Consider the following 21,282-nt stretch of genomic DNA (forward strand, 5'->3'; position numbering starts at 1 on the left):
ATTTGATAGAAAAGGAGGTCTTATTATGGGGGAAAGAGTTGTATTGGCAGGAGCCTGCCGTACTGCAATCGGAACCATGGGAGGAGCATTAAGCACAGTTCCTCCCCAGGATATGGGAGCAGCCGTTATCCGTGAGGCATTAAAACGGGCAGGAGTCATGCCGGATCAGGTTGATCTGGTCTATATGGGATGCGTGATCCAGGCTGGTCTGGGACAGAATGTGGCCCGCCAGGCTTCCTTAAAGGCAGGGATTCCGGTGGAGACTCCTGCAGTTACCATCAATGTGGTATGCGGTTCCGGGTTAAACTGTGTGAATCTGGCAGCCCAGATGATCCAGTGCAAAGAAGCGGATATTGTAGTGGCCGGAGGAACGGAAAATATGTCCATGGCCCCTTATCTTTTAAAAGATGCCCGTTTCGGATACCGCATGAATCACGGACAGCTCATGGATGCCATGGTAAATGACGCACTATGGGATGCATCTTGTGATTACCATATGGGCGTAACGGCAGAAAATGTGGCGAAACAGTGGGGGCTTACAAGAGAGGAGCTTGACCGTTTTGCAGCCTCCAGTCAGATGAAGGCCTGTGCAGCCATTGAATCCGGCCGTTTTCAGGAAGAGATTGTACCAATGGAGATCAAAAAGAAAAAGGAAACCATTGTCTTTGACCGGGATGAAGGTCCAAGGCCCGGAACAACGGCGGAAGGAATCTCAAAACTGCGTCCGGCCTTTCAAAAGGATGGAGTTGTTACGGCTGCCAATTCCTCCAGTATAAACGATGGTGCGGCAGCAATTGTAGTCATGAGTGAAGAAAAGGCCAAGGAGCTTGGCGTTAAGCCCATGGCATACTGGGAAGCAGGTACCCTTGCAGGCGTAGCACCTGAGATTATGGGCGTGGGCCCGGTGGCTGCAACCAGGAAGCTTCTTAAAAAGACCAATATGACGGTGGATGAGTTTGATCTCATTGAGGCCAATGAAGCATTTGCGGCCCAGTCATTAGCCGTGGCCAAAGATTTAAAGTTTGATCTGTCAAAGGTAAATGTAAATGGCGGAGCCATTGCTCTTGGCCATCCGGTAGGAGCATCCGGCTGCCGCATTCTTGTGACTTTGCTTCATGAGATGGAAAAACGGGATGCGAAAAAGGGGCTTGCTACCCTTTGCATCGGAGGCGGTATGGGCTGTGCCACCATTGTTAAAAGAGAATGAAGCGGTTCACATAGCAATGAAAGAAATGAGGTGTCGGTACATGGAGTTTGTTACATACGAAGTGGAAGGTATGATAAGTATCATTACCATTAACCGTCCCAATGCTTTAAATGCGTTAAACAGCCAGGTTTTAGAGGAACTTGACCAGATTCTTAACCAGATTGACACAGCTTCGGTCAGAGCATTGATTCTTACGGGAGCCGGAAATAAGTCCTTTGTGGCGGGAGCGGACATTGCAGAAATGAGTACCTTCACAAAAAAGGAAGGAGAGGCCTTTGGAAAAAGGGGAAACGATCTCTTCCGCCGTCTGGAAACCTTTCCCCTTCCGGTCATAGCTGCAGTCAATGGATTTGCTCTTGGCGGAGGCTGCGAACTCTGTTTAAGCTGCGACATACGGATCTGTTCTGAAAATGCCGTATTTGGACAGCCGGAAGCAGGTCTTGGCATTACCCCCGGTTTTGGAGGCACCCAGAGGCTGGCAAGAATCATTGGCCCCGGAATGGCGAAACAGATGATATTTACTGCAAGAAATATAAAGGCAGAGGAAGCTTACCGGATTGGTCTTGTCAATGCCATATACCCTCAAAAGGAGCTGCTTTCTGAGGCAAAAAAGATGGCAAAAGGAATTGCTGACAATGCTCCCATTGCGGTGAGAAATTGTAAAAAAGCCGTCAATGACGGTCTTCAGGTGGATATGGATCGGGCGGTTGCCATTGAAGAACGGCTTTTCGGAGACTGCTTTGAGACCCTGGATCAAAAGGAAGGAATGGGAGCATTTCTTGAAAAACGGAAAGAGAGAACGTTTCTTATGAAATAAGAGGGGAGATTTATCCCAACTCATACAAACATAGAAGGAGGGATATGGGATGAAAGTCGGAATTATAGGTGCAGGGACCATGGGGTCAGGAATTGCCCAGGCCTTTGCCCAGACAGAGGGATATGAAGTATTTTTATGCGATATCAGTGAAGAGTTTGCGGCAAATGGAAAAAAGAAAATTGCAAAGGGCCTGGAACGGAGAGTCGCAAAAGGAAAAATGACACAGGAAAGTGCTGCAGCCGTTCTGTCCAAAATTCAAACAGGAGTAATCAGTATCTTCCAGGACTGTGACCTGGTGGTAGAAGCAGCCATAGAAGATATGGCAGTAAAAAAACAGACGTTTCAGGAACTCCAGGATATATGCAAAAAAGAAGCAATGTTTGTAAGCAATACGTCCTCACTCTCCATCACAGAGCTTGGGGCAGGGCTTGACCGGCCTGTTGCTGGAATGCATTTTTTCAATCCGGCGCCGGTTATGAAGCTGGTGGAAGTCATTGCAGGACTTAACACTCCTCCTGAAATGATTGCAGAAATCAAGAAAATAGCCGCTGACATAGGAAAGGTCCCTGTACAGGTAGAGGAGGCCGCAGGATTTGTGGTAAACAGGATTCTCATACCCATGATCAATGAAGGAATCGGAATCTATGCAGAAGGAGTTGCAGACCCGGAGGGAATTGACAGCGCCATGAAGCTGGGAGCCAACCATCCCATGGGACCTTTGGAACTGGGAGACTTAATCGGGCTTGACGTGGTTCTTGCCATTATGGAAGTGCTTTATTCGGAAACCGGAGATCCCAAATACCGTCCCCATCCTCTGCTTAAGAAAATGGTACGGGGCGGAAAGCTTGGACAGAAAACAGGAAGCGGTTTCTATCAATACAAAAGATAACGGATAAGGAGGAGAAAGAAATATGGCGGTTGTGAAGCTGCCCTTTGGAAGGGAAAAAATCAGTTTAAATATTCCTGACAGCAGATTAAACGGGCTGCTTATGTCAGGGGCTCACAGCTATCAGGCAGAGGGTGGGGAAGAGGAACTGGTCCGAAAGGCCATGGAACATCCCATTCACTCCCCAAGGCTGAAAGAACTGGTTAAGGGTAAGAAGAACATTGTCATGATAGCAAGCGACCATACCCGGCCGGTTCCAAGCCGGGTGATAGCGCCTGCGGTCATAGAGGAAATCAAAGAAGGAAATCCTCAGGCGCAGCTTACAATCCTCATTGCCACCGGATTTCACAGATCCACCACCAGGGAGGAATTGATTGATAAGTTCGGTCAGGAAATTGTTGACAGGACGGATATCCATTTTGTTGTTCATGAAAGCCAGAAGGATGAGGATATGGTTTTCATAGACACTCTTCCCTCAGGGGGAAAGCTTTTGATTAACCGGATAGCGGCAGAGGCAGATATTCTTATATCGGAAGGCTTTATAGAACCTCATTTCTTTGCAGGCTTTTCCGGCGGAAGAAAAAGCGTGCTGCCGGGAGTCTCAAGCGGGGTAACGGTCATGGCAAACCACTGCTCTGAGTTTATTGACAGTCCATATGCAAGAACCGGTATTCTGGAGGGAAATCCCATACATAGGGATATGGTCTATGCCGCAGAACAGGCAAAACTTGCTTTTATTGTCAATGTAGTGCTGGATGAAAATAAGAAAGTCATAAAGGCCTATGCGGGCCATTTCAACGAAGCTCATAAGGAAGGCTGCAAGTTTGTGGACCAGCTCTCAGGAGTGGATGCCATTCCGGCAGATATTGTAATCACTACCAACGGCGGATATCCCCTGGACCAGAATATATACCAGTCGGTAAAAGGCATGACGGCAGCAGAGGCCACCTGCAATCCCGGGGGTGTCATCATCATGGTATCAAGCTGCAGCGACGGCCATGGAGGCCAGTCCCTTTATGATACCTTTGCAGGGGGAGAAGAGAAGGATGCAATCATGAACCGGTTTCTTTATACGCCCCGGGATCAAACCGTGCCGGATCAGTGGGAAGCACAGATTCTGTGCAGAATTCTCTTAAAATATAAGGTGATCATGGTCACTCAGGCTCCCGGGGAAATGGTCCGTAACATGCAGATGGATTATGCAGACAGCGTGGAAGAGGCAATTTCCATGGCAGATCATTATCTGGGTAAGGCAGATGGGAAAATTACGGTCATTCCTGACGGGGTTTCCGTAATCGTCAGGAGCAGACAGACTTGGTAATTACCGTAAAGGAGAAATAAGATGGAAGAAGTAACTTACAACAAAGTTACCCCGGAACTCATAGAGGAATTTAAGAAAATTGTTCCGGGTAAAGTTCATGAGAAAGAAGAAATGAATGAGGATTATTTCCACGATGAGATGCCGATCTATGGAAAAGGCATTCCGGATGTGGTAATTGAAGCCACCAGTACGGAGGACATTGCTGCCATTGTAAAGCTGTGCTTTTCAAACAATGTTCCAGTGATTCCAAGGGGAGCAGGAACCGGCCTTACGGGAGCGGCAGTTGCCCTTCACGGCGGAGTTTTACTTGATATGAGTAAGATGAACCGGATCCTTGATTATGACAGGGAAAATTTTGTTGTCCGTGTCCAGCCCGGCGTTCTGTTAAATGATCTTGCGGAGGATGCCAGGCGTCAGGGACTTTTATATCCGCCGGATCCAGGGGAAAAGTTTGCAACCCTGGGAGGTAATGTTTCAACAAATGCAGGCGGTATGAGGGCCGTCAAATACGGTTGTACCAGAGAGTATGTAAGAGCCATGACCGTGGTGCTTCCTACGGGCGAAATCATCAGTCTGGGTGCGCCTGTTTCCAAGAGCTCTACCGGCTACAGCCTGATTCATTTAATGATCGGCTCGGAAGGAACCCTTGGGATTATCACCGAACTGACTCTTAAGGTAATTCCGGCGCCCAAAGAAACCATAAGCCTTATTGTTCCCTTTGAAAATCTAAAGGACTGTATCGGGACTGTGCCTAAAATATTCATGGCCGGCTTAAAACCCCAGGCACTGGAGTTCATGGAGAAAGAAATTGTTCTTTCCTCGGAACGCTATCTGGGAAAGAATGTATTTCCAAAGGAAGTTGATGGCGTTGATATCGGCGCTTACTTACTCATCACTTTTGACGGTGATAAGCTGGAGCTTTTAGAAGAACTTTCGGAGCAGGCGGCAGAAGTGGTTTTGGAGGAAGGAGCCGTAGACGTCCTGGTGGCAGATACGCCGGTGAAAAAGAAGGAAGCCTGGGAAGCCAGAAGTACCTTCCTGGAAGCCATTGAGGCGGAAACAAAGCTATTGGATGAGTGTGATGTAGTAGTGCCGGTAAATCAGATCCCTTCCTATCTTTCCTTTGTTAAATCACTGGAAAACCGGTATGATTTTTCCATAAAGAGCTTTGGCCATGCAGGAGATGGAAACTTACACATCTATACCTGTGCCAATGAAATGGAGGAAGAGGAATTCAAAGGGCAGGTAGCAGAATTTATGGATATTATATACAAAAAAGCATCGGAATGCGGAGGTCTTATTTCCGGTGAACACGGCATTGGTTATGGCAAGATGGAGTATCTGGCAGCTTTTGCAGGTGAAACAAGCATGCGCCTCATGAAGGGCATCAAGGAAGTATTTGATCCAAAGATGATTTTGAATCCCGGAAAAATCTGCTATAAACTTTAAAACATTAAATTTATTTGACCAGGAGGAGAGCAAAATGGCATATTTGATATCAGAAGAAGCGCAGGACTTATTGCAGGATGTGAAAAATTTCTGTGAGAAGGAAGTGAAGGAGGCGTGTAAGGAGTACGACGTATCCGGAGAATGGCCAAAGATTATTTATGATAAGGCAATTGAACAGGGCTATCAGGCTCTGGAGATTCCGGAGGAATACGGAGGACCTGGATTAAGCCGTGTGGATGTGGCTGCTTTGATCGAGCAGATGGCAATTGCAGATGCAGGCTTTGCCACCACAATTTCGGCCAGCGGCCTTGCCTTAAAACCTGTGTTGATTGCAGGCAGCAGGGAACAGAAAGAACGTGTGTGTGAAATGGTTTTGGAAGGAGGATTTGGTGCATTCTGCCTGACAGAACCAGGGGCAGGCTCTGATGCAGGAGCAGGCAAGACAACTGCTGTAAAGGCTGGAGACCAATACATACTAAATGGAAGAAAGTGCTTCATCACCAACGGAGAAGTTGCCTCCTTTTATTGTGTCACTGCAATGACAGATAAGACAAAAGGTGTAAAAGGAATGTCCATGTTCCTTGTGGAAGCAGGTACTCCGGGACTTAGCACAGGGAAAGAAGAAAACAAGATGGGAATCAGGACCTCTAATACCTGTGATGTTGTTCTGGAGGATGTAAGGATACCGGCCTCCAACTTAATCGGTGAGGAAGGAAAGGGATTTTCCATTGCAATGAAGACACTGGATCAGGCCCGTACCTGGATGGGTTGTATTGCGGCAGGCATTGCCCAAAGAGGCATTGATGAGGCTGTTGGGTATGGGAAAGAACGAATCCAGTTCGGGAAACCTGTGATCAAAAACCAGGCCATGCAGTTTAAAGTTGCCGATATGCAGATCAAGACGGAGACTGCCCGCCAGATGGTAGCCCATGCACTGACCAGGATGGATATGGGACTTTCCTATACTATGGAATCTGCCATTGCCAAGTGCTATGCCTCAGACATTGCCATGGAGGTGGCTTCGGAAGCCATCCAGATGTTTGGAGGTTATGGATACAGCCGGGAATATCCGGTAGAAAAGCTGTTAAGAGACGCGAAGATATTCCAGATCTTTGAGGGAACCAATGAAATCCAGAGAATTGTTATTGCAGGCAATATCATTGGGAAATAAAAAGGAGTGTGCCAATCATGGAAATGTTAGTTTGTATCAAGCAGGTACCCGATGACTCCGTGGAAATCTCCCTGGATCCGGCAACAAAAGAACCGGCTTTGGAGGGAGTGACACCGGTGGTGAACGCCTTCGATACCTATGCCCTTGAAATGGCTGCCAGATTAAAGGAAGCCCTGGGCGGTGAAATTACAGTGATCTCTATTGGGAATGAAAGTGTAAAAAATTCTTTGAAAAACTGTCTCGCCGTGGGCGCAGACGGTGCATATCTGATAAATCATGAAAATGCAGAGTCTCTGGATCCCTTAAGTATTGCAAGGATATTAAGGAAAGCAGCCAATGAAATAGAAGAAAATATGGGCAAAAAATTTGATCTTATTTTCTGCGGAAAGGAATCTACAGACTATGCCTCCAGCCAGGTTGGACTTCTTCTGGCGAAAGAGTTTTCCCTGCCGGCAGCAACCAATGTAATCCAGGTAGAGCCTGGGGATGGCATGATGAAAATAAAGCAGGAAACAGAGGAAGGCTATCGGATTATGGAAGTGCCTGCTCCCTGTGTGGTTACGGTTCAGAAGCCTAATTACGATCCCAGGTATCCCACCATTAAAAGTAAGATGGCTGCCAGAAAAAAGGAGATTAAGGAATTAACACCTTCTGAGGAAGGGGACAGCATGCTAAAGGTTCTCCGGGTGTTTGAACCGGAAAAGCGGGCAGCAGGCATTAAAATAAAAGCGGACAGCCCGCAGGAGGCAGTTGCGCAGGCGATGTCAGTCATGGCAGAGGCCAGGATCTTTTAGGAGGAAAAAGAAATGAGTGTTTCAAATGGAAAAAATATTATGGTTTATGTTGAGACCGTTTCTGATACTCCTGTGGGCGGTGCGCTGGAGGTGCTTACAAAAGCCCATAAGCTGGCAGAAGCCAGGGGAGAAGAGGTAATTGCTGTTTTAATCGGCAGAGATCTGGTGGATGCGGCCCGTACTGCTATTATGGCAGGAGCAGACAAAGCGGTAATTGTAAAAAAAGAGAGTTATCAGATGGAGGAATACGGAACAGTCCTTACAAAACTGGCAGAGAAATTTAAGCCTTTCCTGATTCTTTCAGCAGGAACTCTTGTGGGAAAAGATCTTCTTTCCATGGTTGCAGGAACACTGCATACGGGCTGTGCTATGGATGTAATGGATATATCGGACAGAGACCAAAGCCTTATCTTTACCTGCCCGGTTTACGGGGGGACGATTCTCAATGATCTTGTCATAAAGGGGACGCCGGCAGTTGCAGCCGTCAGATCAGGGGCCTTTGTAAAGGAACTTCTGGCGGAACGAACCGGTAAAATTATGGAAGAGAAGGTGGAATCAGAAGAATCTGTTTACACGAGGATCGTTGATGTGGTAAAAGAAATGGCAGAAGCGGTAAACCTTGAGGAAGCGGAGGTCATCGTATCCGGCGGCCGTGGGATGGGAAGCAAGGAGAATTTTAAACTGGTGGAGGAGCTTGCCTTAGCCTGTCATGGTGTTGTGGGGGCAACAAGACCGGCTATTGAGGCAGAATGGGTACCCCGTTCCCACCAGGTAGGACAGTCTGGAAAAATTGTGGCACCGAAACTATATATTGCCTGCGGGATATCAGGGGCGACCCAGCACGTATCCGGTATGATCGGTTCAGGATATATTGTGGCAGTCAATAAAGATGAGGATGCTCCTATTTTTGATATTGCGGATGTAGGGATTGTTGGTGATGCAGTCAAGGTAATCCCTCTCCTGATCGAGGAGATCAAAAAGATTCAGTCACTGTAGGGAGAACCATGAAAGTTGTATTGGGGGCATTTATGAATAGTATAATCTTTCTTTTGGCATTATCACCTATTTTATGGCTTATGATTGCATTGAGCCTGCTGAAGCTTCCGGCATTTAAAGCCTGTCCCATTGCACTGGTAATTGCCATTGTACTATCTGTGACATTCTTTAAAATGCCGGCAGCAGATTGCCTGACCGGAGGCTTAGAGGGGATCGCTCTTGCGCTATGGCCAATTAGCCTGGTGATTCTTGCAGCCATTTTTACATATAATCTTTGCATTGCAACCGGAAGCATGGACTGCATCAAACAGATTCTGGCCGGAGTATCCAGGGATAAGCGGATTCTGCTCCTGATCATCGGCTGGTGCTTTGGAGGCTTTATGGAAGGCATGGCAGGCTTTGGAACTGCAATTGCAATTCCGGCCAGCATGCTGTGCGGTATGGGCTTTCCTCCGATTGGGGTAACGGCAGCATGTCTGGTTGCCAATGCATCTCCAACGGCATTTGGTTCCGTAGGAATCCCTACGGTCACTGCAGCCCAGATCGCAGAACTTCCAAGTGGGGAAGTGGCATTTTCGGCAGCCCTTCAGTTAACTCCGTTTATTTTGATCGCACCCTTTCTTATGGTGTGCATCATCGGAAAATCGGTAAAGGCATTAAAAGGAGTCTGGCCGGTTGCCCTTATTTCTGGAATATCTTTTGCGGTACCGGAGCTTCTTGCAGCAGCTTTTCTTGGGGCGGAGCTTCCGGTGATCATCGGTTCCATCTGTTCCATGGCAATTACCATTGGTGTTGTGAAGAAATGGTTTAAAAATCCAGACCCGGAATATGAGATTGAGGGCAATAAATCTAACGGGAAAAATAAAATAACGGGCAGGGAAGCAGTGAAAGCCTGGATGCCTTTTCTTTTAATCTTTGTATTTTTACTCCTTACTTCCCCAATGGTTCCGCCTGTAAATCAGATGCTTTCCGCTGTTAAAACGTCAGTTCCCATTTATACAGGGGAGGGAGCAAAGCCATATACCTTTGTCTGGCTGGCAACACCGGGTGTTTTGATTGCAGCAGCGGCAGTGATCGGCGGTAAGATACAGGGAGCGGATTTCAGACTTATGGGGAAGGTATTTATCAGTACCATAAAACAGATGTGGAAAACAATCCTGACCATTGTTACCATATTGGCCATGTCAAAAATTATGGGATACAGCGGAATGATTGCCGCCATTGCAGGCACGATGCTGGCACTGACAGGAAGCTTCTATCCTTTTGCAGCTCCCCTTGTGGGGGCGTTGGGTGCATTTGTAACAGGAAGCGGGACTTCTTCCAGTGTTCTGTTCGGCAGCCTGCAGGCTCAGACGGCTGCAAACCTGGGCATCAGTCCGGTCTGGCTGGTTGCCTCAAGTACCGTAGGTGCCACCATCGGTAAAATCATATCCCCTCAGTGCATAGCCATTGGCGCTGCGGCAGCCAATTTGTTAGGCAGTGAGAGCAAGGTATTGAATCAAGCAGTGAAATTCAGCGCTGCTTTCATTATAATTGCCGGCGGTATCGCGTATTTTGGAAGTAGGGTTTATTAGGAAAGGAAGAAAAAGAATGAAGATCCTTGTTTGTATCAAACAGGTACCTGATAGCAATAAAGTTGAGGTGGATCCTGTTACAGGCGTGTTAAAAAGAGACGGAGCGGCTTCAAAGATGAATCCCTATGACTTGTATGCCATTGAAACGGCCCTTCGGATCAAAGAGAAAATGGGAGGTATTGTTGACGTTATTTCCATGGGACCTCCTCAGGCCATGCAGGTCATTAAAGAAGCGTTTTCCATGGGAGCAGATCATGGAACGCTTTTGTCAGACAGACGTTTTGGAGGAGCCGATGTCCTTGCGACCAGCTATACCCTGGCACAGGGAATTAAGGCAATGGGGGAGTATGACTTAATTCTTTGCGGTAAGCAGACCACAGACGGGGACACCGCGCAGGTAGGCCCGGAAATATCGGAGTGGTTAAATCTTCCAAGCGTATCCAATGTGGTGAGAATCCGGAAGCTGGAAGAAGATGGAATTACGGTAGATATGGATCTTCCCGATGAGGTGGAGGTAGCGAAAGTAAAATTCCCATGCCTTTTAGCAGTGGATAAAGATATCTTTCAGCCAAGACTCCCGTCCTATGTAAAAAAATCAGAGACAAAGGACAGACAGATTCAGGTCCTTACCCTTGATGATATAAAGGATAAAAACGAAATGAATTACGGTCTTAACGGATCGCCCACTCAGGTACAGAAGATCTTCCCTCCGGAAACAAACGATAAAAAGGAAGTATGGGATGAAACAGGAGACGTGCTTGCGAAAAAGCTATTTGACAAGATTGAAGAGCTGAAATTTGTTTAGGAGGTGAAGAGATGGCAAGGTTAATCATACATCAGGAGAGAATTCCTGATCATCAGGAACTGATAAAAATATGTCCCTTTGGAGCGCTGGAGGAGCAGGATGGAAAAGTTATTGTAAATGCTGCCTGCAAGATGTGCCGCCTTTGTGTAAAAAAGGGTCCTGAAGGCGCAGTAGAGTATGTGGAGGACGTAAAAAAGACCGAGATCAACAAAGATGAATGGAAGGGAATTGCTGTTTATGCAGACCATGTAGATGGCGACATTCATCCGGTCACCTTTGAATTGATTGGAAAGGCAAAGGAGATGGCAGCAGTTACCGGGCAGGAGGTATATGTTCTGTTCATGGGAAAGGATATCCGTGAAAAAAGTGAAGAAATCCTCCATTACGGAGCTGATAAAGTCTTCCTATATGATAAAGAAGAGCTGGCTCGTTTCAAAATAGAGCCCTATACAGCAGTCTTTGAAGATTTTATCAAAAAGGTCAAGCCCTCCTCCATTCTGGTAGGAGCAACCACCGTAGGACGTCAGCTTGCGCCAAGAGTGGCTGCCAGAATGAAAACCGGCCTGACTGCGGATTGTACCATTCTGGAAATGAATGAAAATACGGATTTATCCCAGATCCGGCCAGCCTTTGGCGGCAACATTATGGCTCATATCAAGACTCCAAACCATCGTCCTCAGATCGCTACAGTCCGGTATAAAATCATGAATGCCCCGGCCCGTTCGGAAGTTAAATCGGGGGAGATCGTGGATTGTGATATGGATAAGGGGAAGCTTGTCTGTCATGTGGATGTCATTGACATTCTGCCAAAGGAGAAGGAGTCCTTTATTGAGAACTCTGAAGTTCTGGTGGTTGCAGGAAGAGGAGTGAAAAAAGAAGAGGATTTAAGCATGCTCCGGGAGCTGGCAGATCTTACGGGAGGCCAGGTGGCATGCACCAGGCCAATGGCAGAATCCGGCTGGCTGGATGCAAAATATCAGATCGGCTTAAGCGGCCGTACTGTCAGGCCGAAGTTAATCATCACCTGTGGAGTTTCCGGCGCCATTCAGTTTGTGGCCGGCATGAACCATTCAGATGCCATATTTGCAATCAACAACGACCCCAAGGCACCGATCTTTAAATCAGCTCATTATTGTCTGGTAGGCGATCTCTATGAAATTCTCCCTAAACTGATTGCACGGATAAAAGAGAAGAAAGGAGTATAATCATGGAATATAAGAAACTGGATAAAGATGATATTGCTTACATAAAAAGTATCATTCCGGACGACGAGCGTATTCTGACCGGTGATTTTATTAATGAAGAGTACAGCCATGATGAATTAAGCGGTACCAGCAGCTATCCTGACATTGTAGTGAAAGCAAAATCAGCAGAAGAGATATCTGAAATTATGAAGTATGCTTATAAAAATGTCATACCAGTGACTCCAAGGGGTGCCGGTACCGGCCTGGTAGGATCATCTGTCGCAATGGAACACGGAATCATGATTGATACCACATTAATGAATCAGGTACTTGAACTGGATGAGGATAATCTGACAATTACGGTGGAGCCAGGTGTTCTGCTGATGGAGCTTTCTGCTTACGTGGAAGATCATGATCTGTTCTACCCGCCGGATCCGGGCGAAAAGTCTGCTACCATTGGGGGGAACATCAGCACCAATGCAGGAGGCATGCGCGCCGTAAAATATGGAGTGACACGTGACTATGTAAGGGGGCTGGAAGTTGTCCTTCCAAGTGGTGAGATTACAGAATTCGGAGGTAAGGTCGTAAAAAACAGCTCCGGGTATGCCCTTAAGGATTTAATGATCGGAGCTGAGGGAACTCTCGGTTTTATTACAAAGGCCACGTTAAAGCTGATTCCCCGCCCCAAGATGGTGATCAGCCTGCTGATTCCTTTCCCTACCCTGGATCATGCAATCAATACGGTTCCTTTAATTGTCAAATCAAAGACCATTCCAACAGCCATTGAATTCATGCAGCGGGAAGTTATTATTGATGCAGAGCAGTATTTAGGAAAGGCATTTCCGGATAAACAGTCAGATGCTTATCTGCTCTTAAAATTTGACGGAAATTCGGCAGAAGAAATTGAAAAGGCATATGACAGTGTTGCAAAGCTATGCCTGGAACAGGGTGCTTTAGATGTTCTGATTTCTGATACTGAGGAGAGAGAAGAATCCATCTGGAAGGCCAGGGGAGCATTCCTGGAAGCCATCAAAGGCTCTACCACCTATATGGATGAGGTTGATATGGTGGTTCCAAGAAGCTCAGTCAATGAAATGGTCACTTATCTTCATGGCCTCCAAGAAGAATGTGAGTTAAGGATTAAGAGCTTCGGACATGCAGGAGACGGGAATCTCCATGCCTATATGCTTAAAGATGATTTAAGCGACGGCGAATGGGAAAAACGCATGAGCACAGCTATGGAGAAGGTTTATGAAAAGGCCAGGAAGCTGGGTGGTCAGGTTTCCGGAGAACATGGGATTGGTTTTGCTAAGAAGCCTTATCTTAGGGAATCGCTGCCGGAGGTGAATCTGAATCTGATGAACGGAATAAAAAAGGTGTTTGACCCTAATAATATTTTAAATCCTCATAAGATTGCCCAAATGTAACGGGATTTGTTTTTTAAAATAGTACAGGGAACGTGAGTTATATAATAAAGGAGCTTTAAGCCTTATGGATAAATTCCAATCCATAAGGCTAAAGCTCTTTCTAAAAAACTAAAATTTGATTTTCTTCTCCAGCAATGCAATCCCCTGATACATAATTTCCGATACGATACACAGTATTACAATGCTCATTACCACCAGATCCATCTGGAAGGGCTGTGGGTACGAAATGATTTGGTTGGAAAGGGTGCTTTTACTAATAAATTTTGTATTTAGAGCTACTAATTTGAACTCAAGCTATGATATGTCAGATATATTTTGGATAGGTGTTTGTGGAGCAGTGACTAATAAGAAAAGATATGTTTTATTGTTGAAACATAGTGCAAATGTTGATGTATTATGTTATTATTCTAAATAAAGGATAATAAGTAATTATCATGTATGCTCTTGGAGGAAAACGATATGCGTAATCGGCATTTTAATTATATTGCATTCACCTTATTTATAGTATTTATTTTTATTTCGGCAATTCCAATTTTCTTGCCGTTATTAACATATAACTCTCTCTTAGTCATAGAAATTCCAAAGCCTTTATCGAACTACCTAGATGCAGAAACGCCACTTTTAAATGTTAGTAGTTGGATGCTTACAGTGCTTTTTGGTTGCTTTTCCGTTAAATTACGAAAAGCTGTGTTAAAACCTGAAACATATTGCCGAGATGAATATTTCGTTGATCGTGTACAGGAGCGCAGTATTCTTTTTTCATTTTTGGAGAGGGATAATAAGGATAATGGTGCACTTTTTTTTCTGAAGGGTGGTATGTGCCGAGGTAAAAGTATATTAATAAAAAGATTTGCCGATGATGTAAATAGAAATATCAGGATGGGCAACTTATTAAAGAATTATCCAGAAGAAAAACAATATTCCGCTTACTACGTTCCGATAGATGGGAATAAAAATGATATATTTTTGTGTATTAGTCAAATTTTACATAATGATGATTCCTTAAATACATGTGAAAAAGTTGTTCGTTTTATTAAAAAGGCTAGCTATCGTTCCAAGGTCTTGCTTATTATTGATAATATATGTAAGGAGCAAAGCCGTGCTGCAATTGAAGCCGCACATGCACTTTTATACAAAAGTGCTTTTTTAAAGATTATTTTGGTTATAACTGTAGATACAAAAATCGAAGAGTCAGATGCTTTAATACCGCCCCTGTTTGGCGAAATGCATATCCAAGAACTTTCCCAAGTTTACAATAAACCGTTATCATCCGAAGAGCAACAGCAAATTCTTCGTATTTCTGGTGGAATACCGTCTTATGTCAGAATGCTTTTTGACACTAAAGTCTCACAAACGTCGTTTCAATTATCCAATATTGAAGATATTCAGCATGTCATTAAGAATCAATTTGAAACGCTCGCTGACCAGAAAAAGATTGTTGTTTATTTATCATATTTAAATCTCTGCTATGAAGGAGGAATTCCAAAGAAAGACATATTAGATATTTCTGAATCTCCGGAAGACCATCTTTCATCAGTTTTAGATACAGCCTTAGCCCATGAATATAAGCAGCATCAAAAATCATATATTCGAATGGATAGTCTCGTAGCAGGATATTGCCGACAGTTTGGATACCCCGATGATGTTCTTAAAGATATTTGTTCTTTTTATTTTAAGAAAGATACAGAAAGTGATATTGCATTAACGGCAATGCTTATGCTACATGTTCAAGAAGAACTAAATGTTCCTAAGGACATATTCAGGAAGAAATATGCACAAAACGACTTTTTTTTCTTTGTAAAACTCGGGAGGTTGGATCAAGAAAACAAACTAGTATATTTAAATGAAAACAAAGAATTTAATAACGAATTTCGATACTATCATCTAAATTCATTACTACAATTGGGGCAGTATTCTCAGGCAATAGATGAATTAAAACGTTATGAAAGTTCTGAAATTTCTTTGCCCTCACTTCGCAAAACTAATGACTTATTGGGGTTTGAGATGCAGTATTTAATAATTGATTTACACCATCTTAGCAATCAATTTGATTTAGCTTTAGACGAAATTGACGCTCTTTTATCTCAAAAGGAAAATATAAAAGAAGATTATATGAATAGATTTTTGTACCTTAAGGCTCACTGCATCAAACATAAGGGTGATAATTTGCCCTTAGCAGATAGCATTCTACAAAGACTGTCTGAAAAAAAATTGACCCAAACTATGCGCGTCAGAGTGCTTTATTCACACATGGCGATTCATTTGTTTTGGGGAAATAAAAGCTTTCCTTATGAATCTACAATACAAATGCTTCGTGACACTGCTGAAAAGAACAGTCCGGAACAAGTGCATATGCAGAGGCATATCGCAAATTACTATTGGAAGATTCAAAACAACTCTCATGAGGCATTAAATATAATTAACTCATGCTTAGAACAACTGGAGAAGACCAGATGGCGCATAATCTATGATTTTTATTTTGAAAAGGCTGAGTTAATGCGTATACAAAATGAAGAAAAAACAGCCAAACATGATATCAACGCTATTTTACATTTATACGACCAAGCAATTGACTTTGCTGAGGAAAACAAAGATATAAATCTAGCGTGTTGTTCCCGTTTAGGGAAAATCTTGACATTGTGGTCCTCCCCGCAGAATTCTGCTGCATGGCGCAAAAAACAATTTCACATTGTTGAAGATGAATATGAAAAAGTTAAAGAAGCAGACTTACTAATAAATTCAGCATATGCTGCGTATGTAAAATTTCTTCTGTCTGATGAAAAGCCACTACAAGAATTTTTAATTTACTGCAAACAAAATAATTATTATGATTTAGTGAAACAGATTGATAGTCCGGGAATTTTAAAATTAACTGTTATGTAATATTTTATCTATCTTGCAAAGGACTTCTTCTTCAAAGGTATAGTAAACCTTTTTGTTTTTTGCAAGATTAGATATTTTGTTTTCAATTAATCGATTGTCGGAGCTGTTATAATAAATTGCTGTCATAATATCGGCGATTTCATCCATTTCATTATTGCCCCAACCATACCGTGTAACTTCTTGTAGCCCCAAGCGAATTCCTGCATTTCGATATAATTTTTTATATCTAGCATTTAGTGTTATCCCCAATTCTTTGCATCTTTTTACATATGTTTCTAGATGCGTAATTGACATAGGTAAAAACAGTTGGTGAGTTGTGGTGTAGAGTCCTTTCTCGTCTTTAATGACATTAAATCCGTTTTTTTCTAATTTCTTACCAAGGTAATTAGCATTATATATAATTTTTTCACTATAAGCTTTACCATATACTTCAAGTTCCATGAGGACTAAGGCTAAGCTAAGTACATGGTGAAACTGAACATTTCGTAAATAATCTGGATTTATTTTTTTATCAAAGCTTTTTGCCAGTTCAATGTTTCTCGTCATAATAAGCCCACAGGTTGGCCCAGGTATTGTCTTATGTGTCGCCCCCATGAGAATGAATCGAGCATCATCAGGAAATTTTAGCAGAGGGTTCTCATTTGCCCCATGTGGCATCAAGCCTAATGTTTGAGTTGCATCATAAATTAGAGTACAATCCGGTGGTAAAATTAAGTTCTCTAATTTAGGTTGCCAAAGCAGATCTGAAGGACAAATAAGCACGCCATGTATTTTTTTTGTTTTTAGAATATGATTTATGGAATCATAGTCAAAATCCATCGTACAATAATCAAAAGGTAATTCTATGGTGGAAATCCCTAATCGCTTACAAATAAGAGCCATGGAGCTATGTCCTCCACTGTCTTCGGAAGAAATAAGGAGTGTATCACCTTCTTTAAATATGCTCATTAAAAGTACCATAACGGCATTAACACCTGACAATGCTCGAGGATCCGCGTATAAACTATGATAAAGTTCTATACATTGCGTGTTAATTAGTTGATAAAATTTAAAGAGCAATTCGGCTTCCATAAAATTATTATCGGCATCAAAATCGTGAACTCCACCCATAATATATTTCTCTTGAATAAAAGAATCCAATGCAATTTTCGCAAAAGGAGATACAACATTTTCAGCTGCACACAAGGGAAGCGCAGACTTCTCTCTTTTCGCCATATCAGTACACAACAATTCAAAAATAGGTAAATATTTTGACATAAAGACCTCCATATTGAATAGAGGATAATTACTTATTATCTTTCATTCAAATAAGGGCCGAGCATCATTATAATGCACTTGGCCTTTAGTCTCATTTCACACACATATGATTTCTTGGATGTTTTATACTCAATATATCATTTTGCTTTTTAGTGGATACATGAGTATAAATTTGTGTTGTTGTTATGGAGCTATGCCCTAAAATTTGCTGTATATAACGTATATCAACATCTTCTTCCAGAAGCAGTGTTGCAAAGGAATGTCTAAACATATGTGGGGTCAAATGTTTACAGATATTTGCTTTTTTTGTATAATTATTAATTATGATACGAACAGATTGTTCTGAAAGCCGTTTTCCTTTTCTGTTTATAAACAAATATTCTATAGAATCGTTTTGCCCATTAAAAGTTGAGCGATATTCTCTGATGATTTTAAGTACTTCTGGGTTGGCAATTGTAACAATTCGTTCTTTTGCACCTTTTCCCCAGATTCGAATTTCACCGTTCCTCAAATTAATATCATCTGTCTTTAATGAACAAAGTTCCGAAACTCTCATACCACTTGCAAACAATAACTCTAATACTGCAATATTTCGCAGATGAACTTGTTTTTGGTATGCCGTAACATTTATATTTGTGGGCTCATTGTAGGCTGTTTGTAACAGATGTTCAATGACGTCAAAGGAAATCGTTTTAGGAAGAACTTTGGGCTCATGAAATTTTAAATTAATTTTAGAAAAAGGGTTCTCTTTAATAGTTTCTTCGTATTCCAACCATGTAAAAAAGGCCTTAATGCTAGCTATTTTTCTTTTTACTGTTTTGGGTTTATATTCTTTATGTAAATATGTAATATAAGAAGATAGAAGGTTTTTGATACCATCATATTCAGTACGCATCATATATCTTTGAAATTGCGTAATATCAATACGGTAAGCTTTCAGGGTTTTTTCGCTTAGTTTTTTTTGATATTGACAATATTCAAGATAATGCTTAGTGAGTTGTGTATAATTTAACATTCATTATGTCCTCCTAGAATTAGTTAGAATACATTATGATGTTTTTTTCACTGAATGTCTATGAAATAAAATAGTAAAATTAAATCGATGTAGTAGCTTTTATATAATATGAAATAGAAAAATAATACATTTTGGAATAGTATATAAACAATAGATATTTAGGAAAAAGGCTTATTAATTAAGATAAAGTTATATTTTAGGAGGTGTAGTGTATGGCAGAGAGATTTGTAATATTAACAAAATATATATCACAACTTACAAAAGCTGAGTACGGTAACTGGATAATTGATAAGAAAAATAAAGGAACCGTAGAAAACCCAATTCAAATGCCATTTGTTAAGTACTCAGATTTTGTCAGTACATTCATTCAAGATGTATATAGATGCATAGATGAAAATAAAGATATGGAATTAAATCGCTATGGAGAGATTTTAGAAAAGAATGGTCTTCAATGGGGAATTGAATCTATGAAAGATGCAGAGGTGTCGTCATTAGATGCTCAGTGTATCATGGCTCTCATCATAGGAGCTGTTCGCGCTGAGAGGTTCTGTGATGGAGCGTTACTGGACTTCTTTAAAAGCGGCTGTTTTGAAAAATGGTTGAATAGATTAAAGGATATAGATTCTCGGAAATAGATTTCCTGATGTTCTATTAAGTAAACATAATTATCAGTAAATGCAAGCATATGATTGATAATAAAAGCAGGTAGTGAAGTGAGAAATGGATAAAAGGAGGTTTTACAGCATGATTCATATACTGCAAGACCTCCTTTTATCAAGTGAAATCTAAAACTTAATTTTCTTCTCCAGCAAAGTAATCCCCTGATACAAAATCGCCGATACAATACAAAGGATCACAATACTCATCACCACCAGATCCATCTGGAACACCTGGCTTCCATAAATAATCAAATATCCCAGTCCCTTATTCGCCGCCAAGAATTCTCCAATAATAACGCCAACCAGACAAAGCCCGATATTGACCTTTGTATTGCTGATGATGAGGGGTACAGAACCGGGAAGCAGTACCTTGAAAAGAACATCCTTTTTTGTTCCGCCAAGGGAATAGATCAGCTTTATCATGTCAGGATCCACCTGGGAGAAACCGGTATGGAGCGTCATGATGCATCCAAAAACTGCCACGGAAATGGAGGCGACAATAATGGTCTTAATGTTGTTGCCCAGCCATACAATTAAGATGGGAGCAAGGGCGGATTTTGGAAGGCTGTTAAGCACGACAAGATAAGGCTCCAGTACTTCCGATACGCTGCGGCTGGACCATAACAGAACAGCGATCAGCAGGCCGGAGACGGTGACCAGAGCAAAGCTTATGAGGGTTTCCATCACGGTTACCCCGATATGCATAAAAATACTTTTGTCCACTACCATATTAAAAAAACAGGTGGTCATACGGGAAGGAGAGCTGAATATGAAGTCATTGATCATGCCCAGTCTTGCACACAACTCCCATAGAGAAAGAAGCAGTACCAGCAGCATGGTACGCCATACCCGGACATTGCGCCGGTGCAGCTTTTCCTTTTCAATAAACTCCTGTTGGGCTAAGGTGGGATGAGTCTCAACCATGATTTTGCAGCTCCTTCCATACCTGATTAAAGTAAACAGAAAATTCCGGCATGTTCCGCCGTGTCAGAGGCCGTATATAGTTATCCCCAAAGGAAACGGGTATAATGGCTTTTATTTTGCCCGGCCTGCTTGTCAGTACGATGACCCTGTCGGCAACACTGATGGCTTCAGAAAGGTCATGTGTAATAAGAATCGCAGTTTTATGAGTGCTTTTTATAATGGAACTGATATCATCACAGACGGAAAGCCTGGTCTGATAGTCCAATGCGGAAAATGGTTCGTCTAATAAAAGAAGGTCCGGATCCAGGGCCAGGGTACGGACCAGTGCGGCACGCTGCCGCATGCCTCCGGACAGTTCAGACGGCTTTGCCTGCTCAAAGCTTCCAAGGCCATAAGTATGGAGCATCTGATGCAGCTTTTCTTTGGAGCTTTTATTTCGCTTTTTCTGAATTTCCAGCCCCAGTTCGGCATTTCCCATAATGGTACGCCATTCAAAAAGGTGGTCCCGCTGCAGCATGTAACCGATATTGACGCCGGATTTTGCCTGGGAGACGCCGTCAATTAAGATTTCTCCTTCGTCTGGAACTAATAATCCGCTAAGAAGAGATAGAAGGGTTGATTTCCCGCAGCCGGATGGACCGACAATTGCAAGGAATTCCCCGTTATCTGCAGTAAAAGATATATTGGAAAGGGCCAGTGTCTCACCCTCAAGGGAATGATAGGAGTAACTGATCCCGCGAACTTCCAGTTTTGGCTTCATGGGTCCTCCTTATATGACAGATTTGATCTGATATAATGTTATGATATGTACAAAAAAAAGGAGTGTGAAGGACTGGGCCTTCCCATCCTTAATACAAAATGCCGGATTGCTGTTTTTTTCTGTCACAGCCTGATTTTGGACCCGGTTACAGGA

The 21,282-nt window shown here is 42.8% G+C and carries 18 protein-coding genes; 14 read left to right on the plus strand and 4 right to left on the minus strand.

All coding sequences use genetic code 11. The annotated features are described in order from the left end of the window. Positions 1 to 25: 25 nt before the first annotated feature. The 13 genes from ABFV83_RS01770 (at position 26) to ABFV83_RS01830 (ending at position 16,514) form a co-directional block, all read left to right on the plus strand. Complete coding sequence (locus tag ABFV83_RS01770) at positions 26 to 1,207, plus strand: acetyl-CoA C-acetyltransferase (RefSeq protein ID WP_349947232.1); 1,182 nt, start codon at positions 26 to 28, stop codon at positions 1,205 to 1,207. Between the two features lie 40 nt (positions 1,208 to 1,247). After that, entirely contained in the window at positions 1,248 to 2,024 is a 777-nt protein-coding gene (locus tag ABFV83_RS01775; protein WP_349947233.1) for an enoyl-CoA hydratase-related protein, read from the plus strand. A gap of 49 nt (positions 2,025 to 2,073) precedes the next feature. Continuing rightward, positions 2,074 to 2,913, plus strand: a complete 840-nt coding sequence (locus tag ABFV83_RS01780; protein WP_349947234.1) for a 3-hydroxyacyl-CoA dehydrogenase NAD-binding domain-containing protein — start codon at positions 2,074 to 2,076, stop codon at positions 2,911 to 2,913. 22 nt (positions 2,914 to 2,935) lie between these two features. Beyond that, complete coding sequence (gene larA / locus ABFV83_RS01785; RefSeq protein WP_349947235.1) at positions 2,936 to 4,231, plus strand: nickel-dependent lactate racemase; 1,296 nt, start codon at positions 2,936 to 2,938, stop codon at positions 4,229 to 4,231. A gap of 21 nt (positions 4,232 to 4,252) precedes the next feature. Then, a complete protein-coding gene (locus ABFV83_RS01790) occupies positions 4,253 to 5,680 on the plus strand; it encodes an FAD-binding oxidoreductase (RefSeq protein WP_349947236.1) in 1,428 nt (475 codons plus the stop codon). 34 nt (positions 5,681 to 5,714) lie between these two features. Continuing rightward, the gene (locus tag ABFV83_RS01795) at positions 5,715 to 6,851 is read left to right on the plus strand and encodes an acyl-CoA dehydrogenase family protein (protein ID WP_349947237.1); all 1,137 of its coding nucleotides are present in this window, start codon (positions 5,715 to 5,717) and stop codon (positions 6,849 to 6,851) included. A gap of 17 nt (positions 6,852 to 6,868) precedes the next feature. Then, positions 6,869 to 7,645, plus strand: coding sequence for an electron transfer flavoprotein subunit beta/FixA family protein (locus tag ABFV83_RS01800; protein ID WP_349947238.1), 777 nt, complete (start codon positions 6,869 to 6,871; stop codon positions 7,643 to 7,645). Between the two features lie 12 nt (positions 7,646 to 7,657). Then, entirely contained in the window at positions 7,658 to 8,641 is a 984-nt protein-coding gene (locus ABFV83_RS01805) for an electron transfer flavoprotein subunit alpha/FixB family protein (protein ID WP_349947239.1), read from the plus strand. Positions 8,642 to 8,673: 32 nt separating this feature from the next. Then, complete coding sequence (locus tag ABFV83_RS01810; protein ID WP_349947240.1) at positions 8,674 to 10,215, plus strand: L-lactate permease; 1,542 nt, start codon at positions 8,674 to 8,676, stop codon at positions 10,213 to 10,215. 16 nt (positions 10,216 to 10,231) lie between these two features. Beyond that, on the plus strand, positions 10,232 to 11,020 hold the full coding sequence (locus ABFV83_RS01815; RefSeq protein WP_349947241.1) for an electron transfer flavoprotein subunit beta/FixA family protein: 789 nt from the start codon (positions 10,232 to 10,234) through the stop codon (positions 11,018 to 11,020). Positions 11,021 to 11,031: 11 nt separating this feature from the next. Further along, positions 11,032 to 12,225 carry an FAD-binding protein gene (locus ABFV83_RS01820; RefSeq protein WP_349947243.1) on the plus strand — a complete coding sequence of 398 codons (1,194 nt, stop codon included), beginning with the start codon at positions 11,032 to 11,034 and terminating at the stop codon, positions 12,223 to 12,225. 2 nt (positions 12,226 to 12,227) lie between these two features. Continuing rightward, a complete protein-coding gene (locus ABFV83_RS01825; RefSeq protein ID WP_349947244.1) occupies positions 12,228 to 13,631 on the plus strand; it encodes an FAD-binding oxidoreductase in 1,404 nt (467 codons plus the stop codon). A gap of 459 nt (positions 13,632 to 14,090) precedes the next feature. Continuing rightward, a complete protein-coding gene (locus ABFV83_RS01830) occupies positions 14,091 to 16,514 on the plus strand; it encodes a hypothetical protein (protein ID WP_349947245.1) in 2,424 nt (807 codons plus the stop codon). On the opposite strand, the gene ABFV83_RS01835 is transcribed toward ABFV83_RS01830, so the two are convergent. Together ABFV83_RS01835 and ABFV83_RS01840 are read right to left on the minus strand one after the other, a co-directional pair. Then, complete coding sequence (locus ABFV83_RS01835; protein WP_349947246.1) at positions 16,500 to 17,771, minus strand: hypothetical protein; 1,272 nt, start codon at positions 17,769 to 17,771, stop codon at positions 16,500 to 16,502. The genes ABFV83_RS01830 and ABFV83_RS01835 overlap by 15 nt on opposite strands. A gap of 91 nt (positions 17,772 to 17,862) precedes the next feature. Continuing rightward, positions 17,863 to 18,786, minus strand: coding sequence for a tyrosine-type recombinase/integrase (locus ABFV83_RS01840; RefSeq protein WP_349947247.1), 924 nt, complete (start codon positions 18,784 to 18,786; stop codon positions 17,863 to 17,865). A 212-nt stretch (positions 18,787 to 18,998) separates the two neighbouring features. Here ABFV83_RS01840 and ABFV83_RS01845 point away from each other — a divergent pair, with 212 nt between their 5' ends. Then, a complete protein-coding gene (locus tag ABFV83_RS01845; protein ID WP_349947248.1) occupies positions 18,999 to 19,421 on the plus strand; it encodes a DUF6508 domain-containing protein in 423 nt (140 codons plus the stop codon). Between the two features lie 150 nt (positions 19,422 to 19,571). Here ABFV83_RS01845 and ABFV83_RS01850 read toward each other — a convergent pair whose 3' ends face one another. After that, the gene (locus ABFV83_RS01850) at positions 19,572 to 20,369 is read right to left on the minus strand and encodes an ABC transporter permease (RefSeq protein WP_349947249.1); all 798 of its coding nucleotides are present in this window, start codon (positions 20,367 to 20,369) and stop codon (positions 19,572 to 19,574) included. Further along, positions 20,362 to 21,129 carry an ATP-binding cassette domain-containing protein gene (locus tag ABFV83_RS01855; RefSeq protein ID WP_349947250.1) on the minus strand — a complete coding sequence of 256 codons (768 nt, stop codon included), beginning with the start codon at positions 21,127 to 21,129 and terminating at the stop codon, positions 20,362 to 20,364. The genes ABFV83_RS01850 and ABFV83_RS01855 overlap by 8 nt, the downstream gene beginning before the upstream one ends. Positions 21,130 to 21,282 lie beyond the last annotated feature (153 nt).

The organism is Lacrimispora sp. BS-2 (genome assembly GCF_040207125.1).
Classification (GTDB): Bacteria; Bacillota; Clostridia; order Lachnospirales; family Lachnospiraceae; genus Lacrimispora.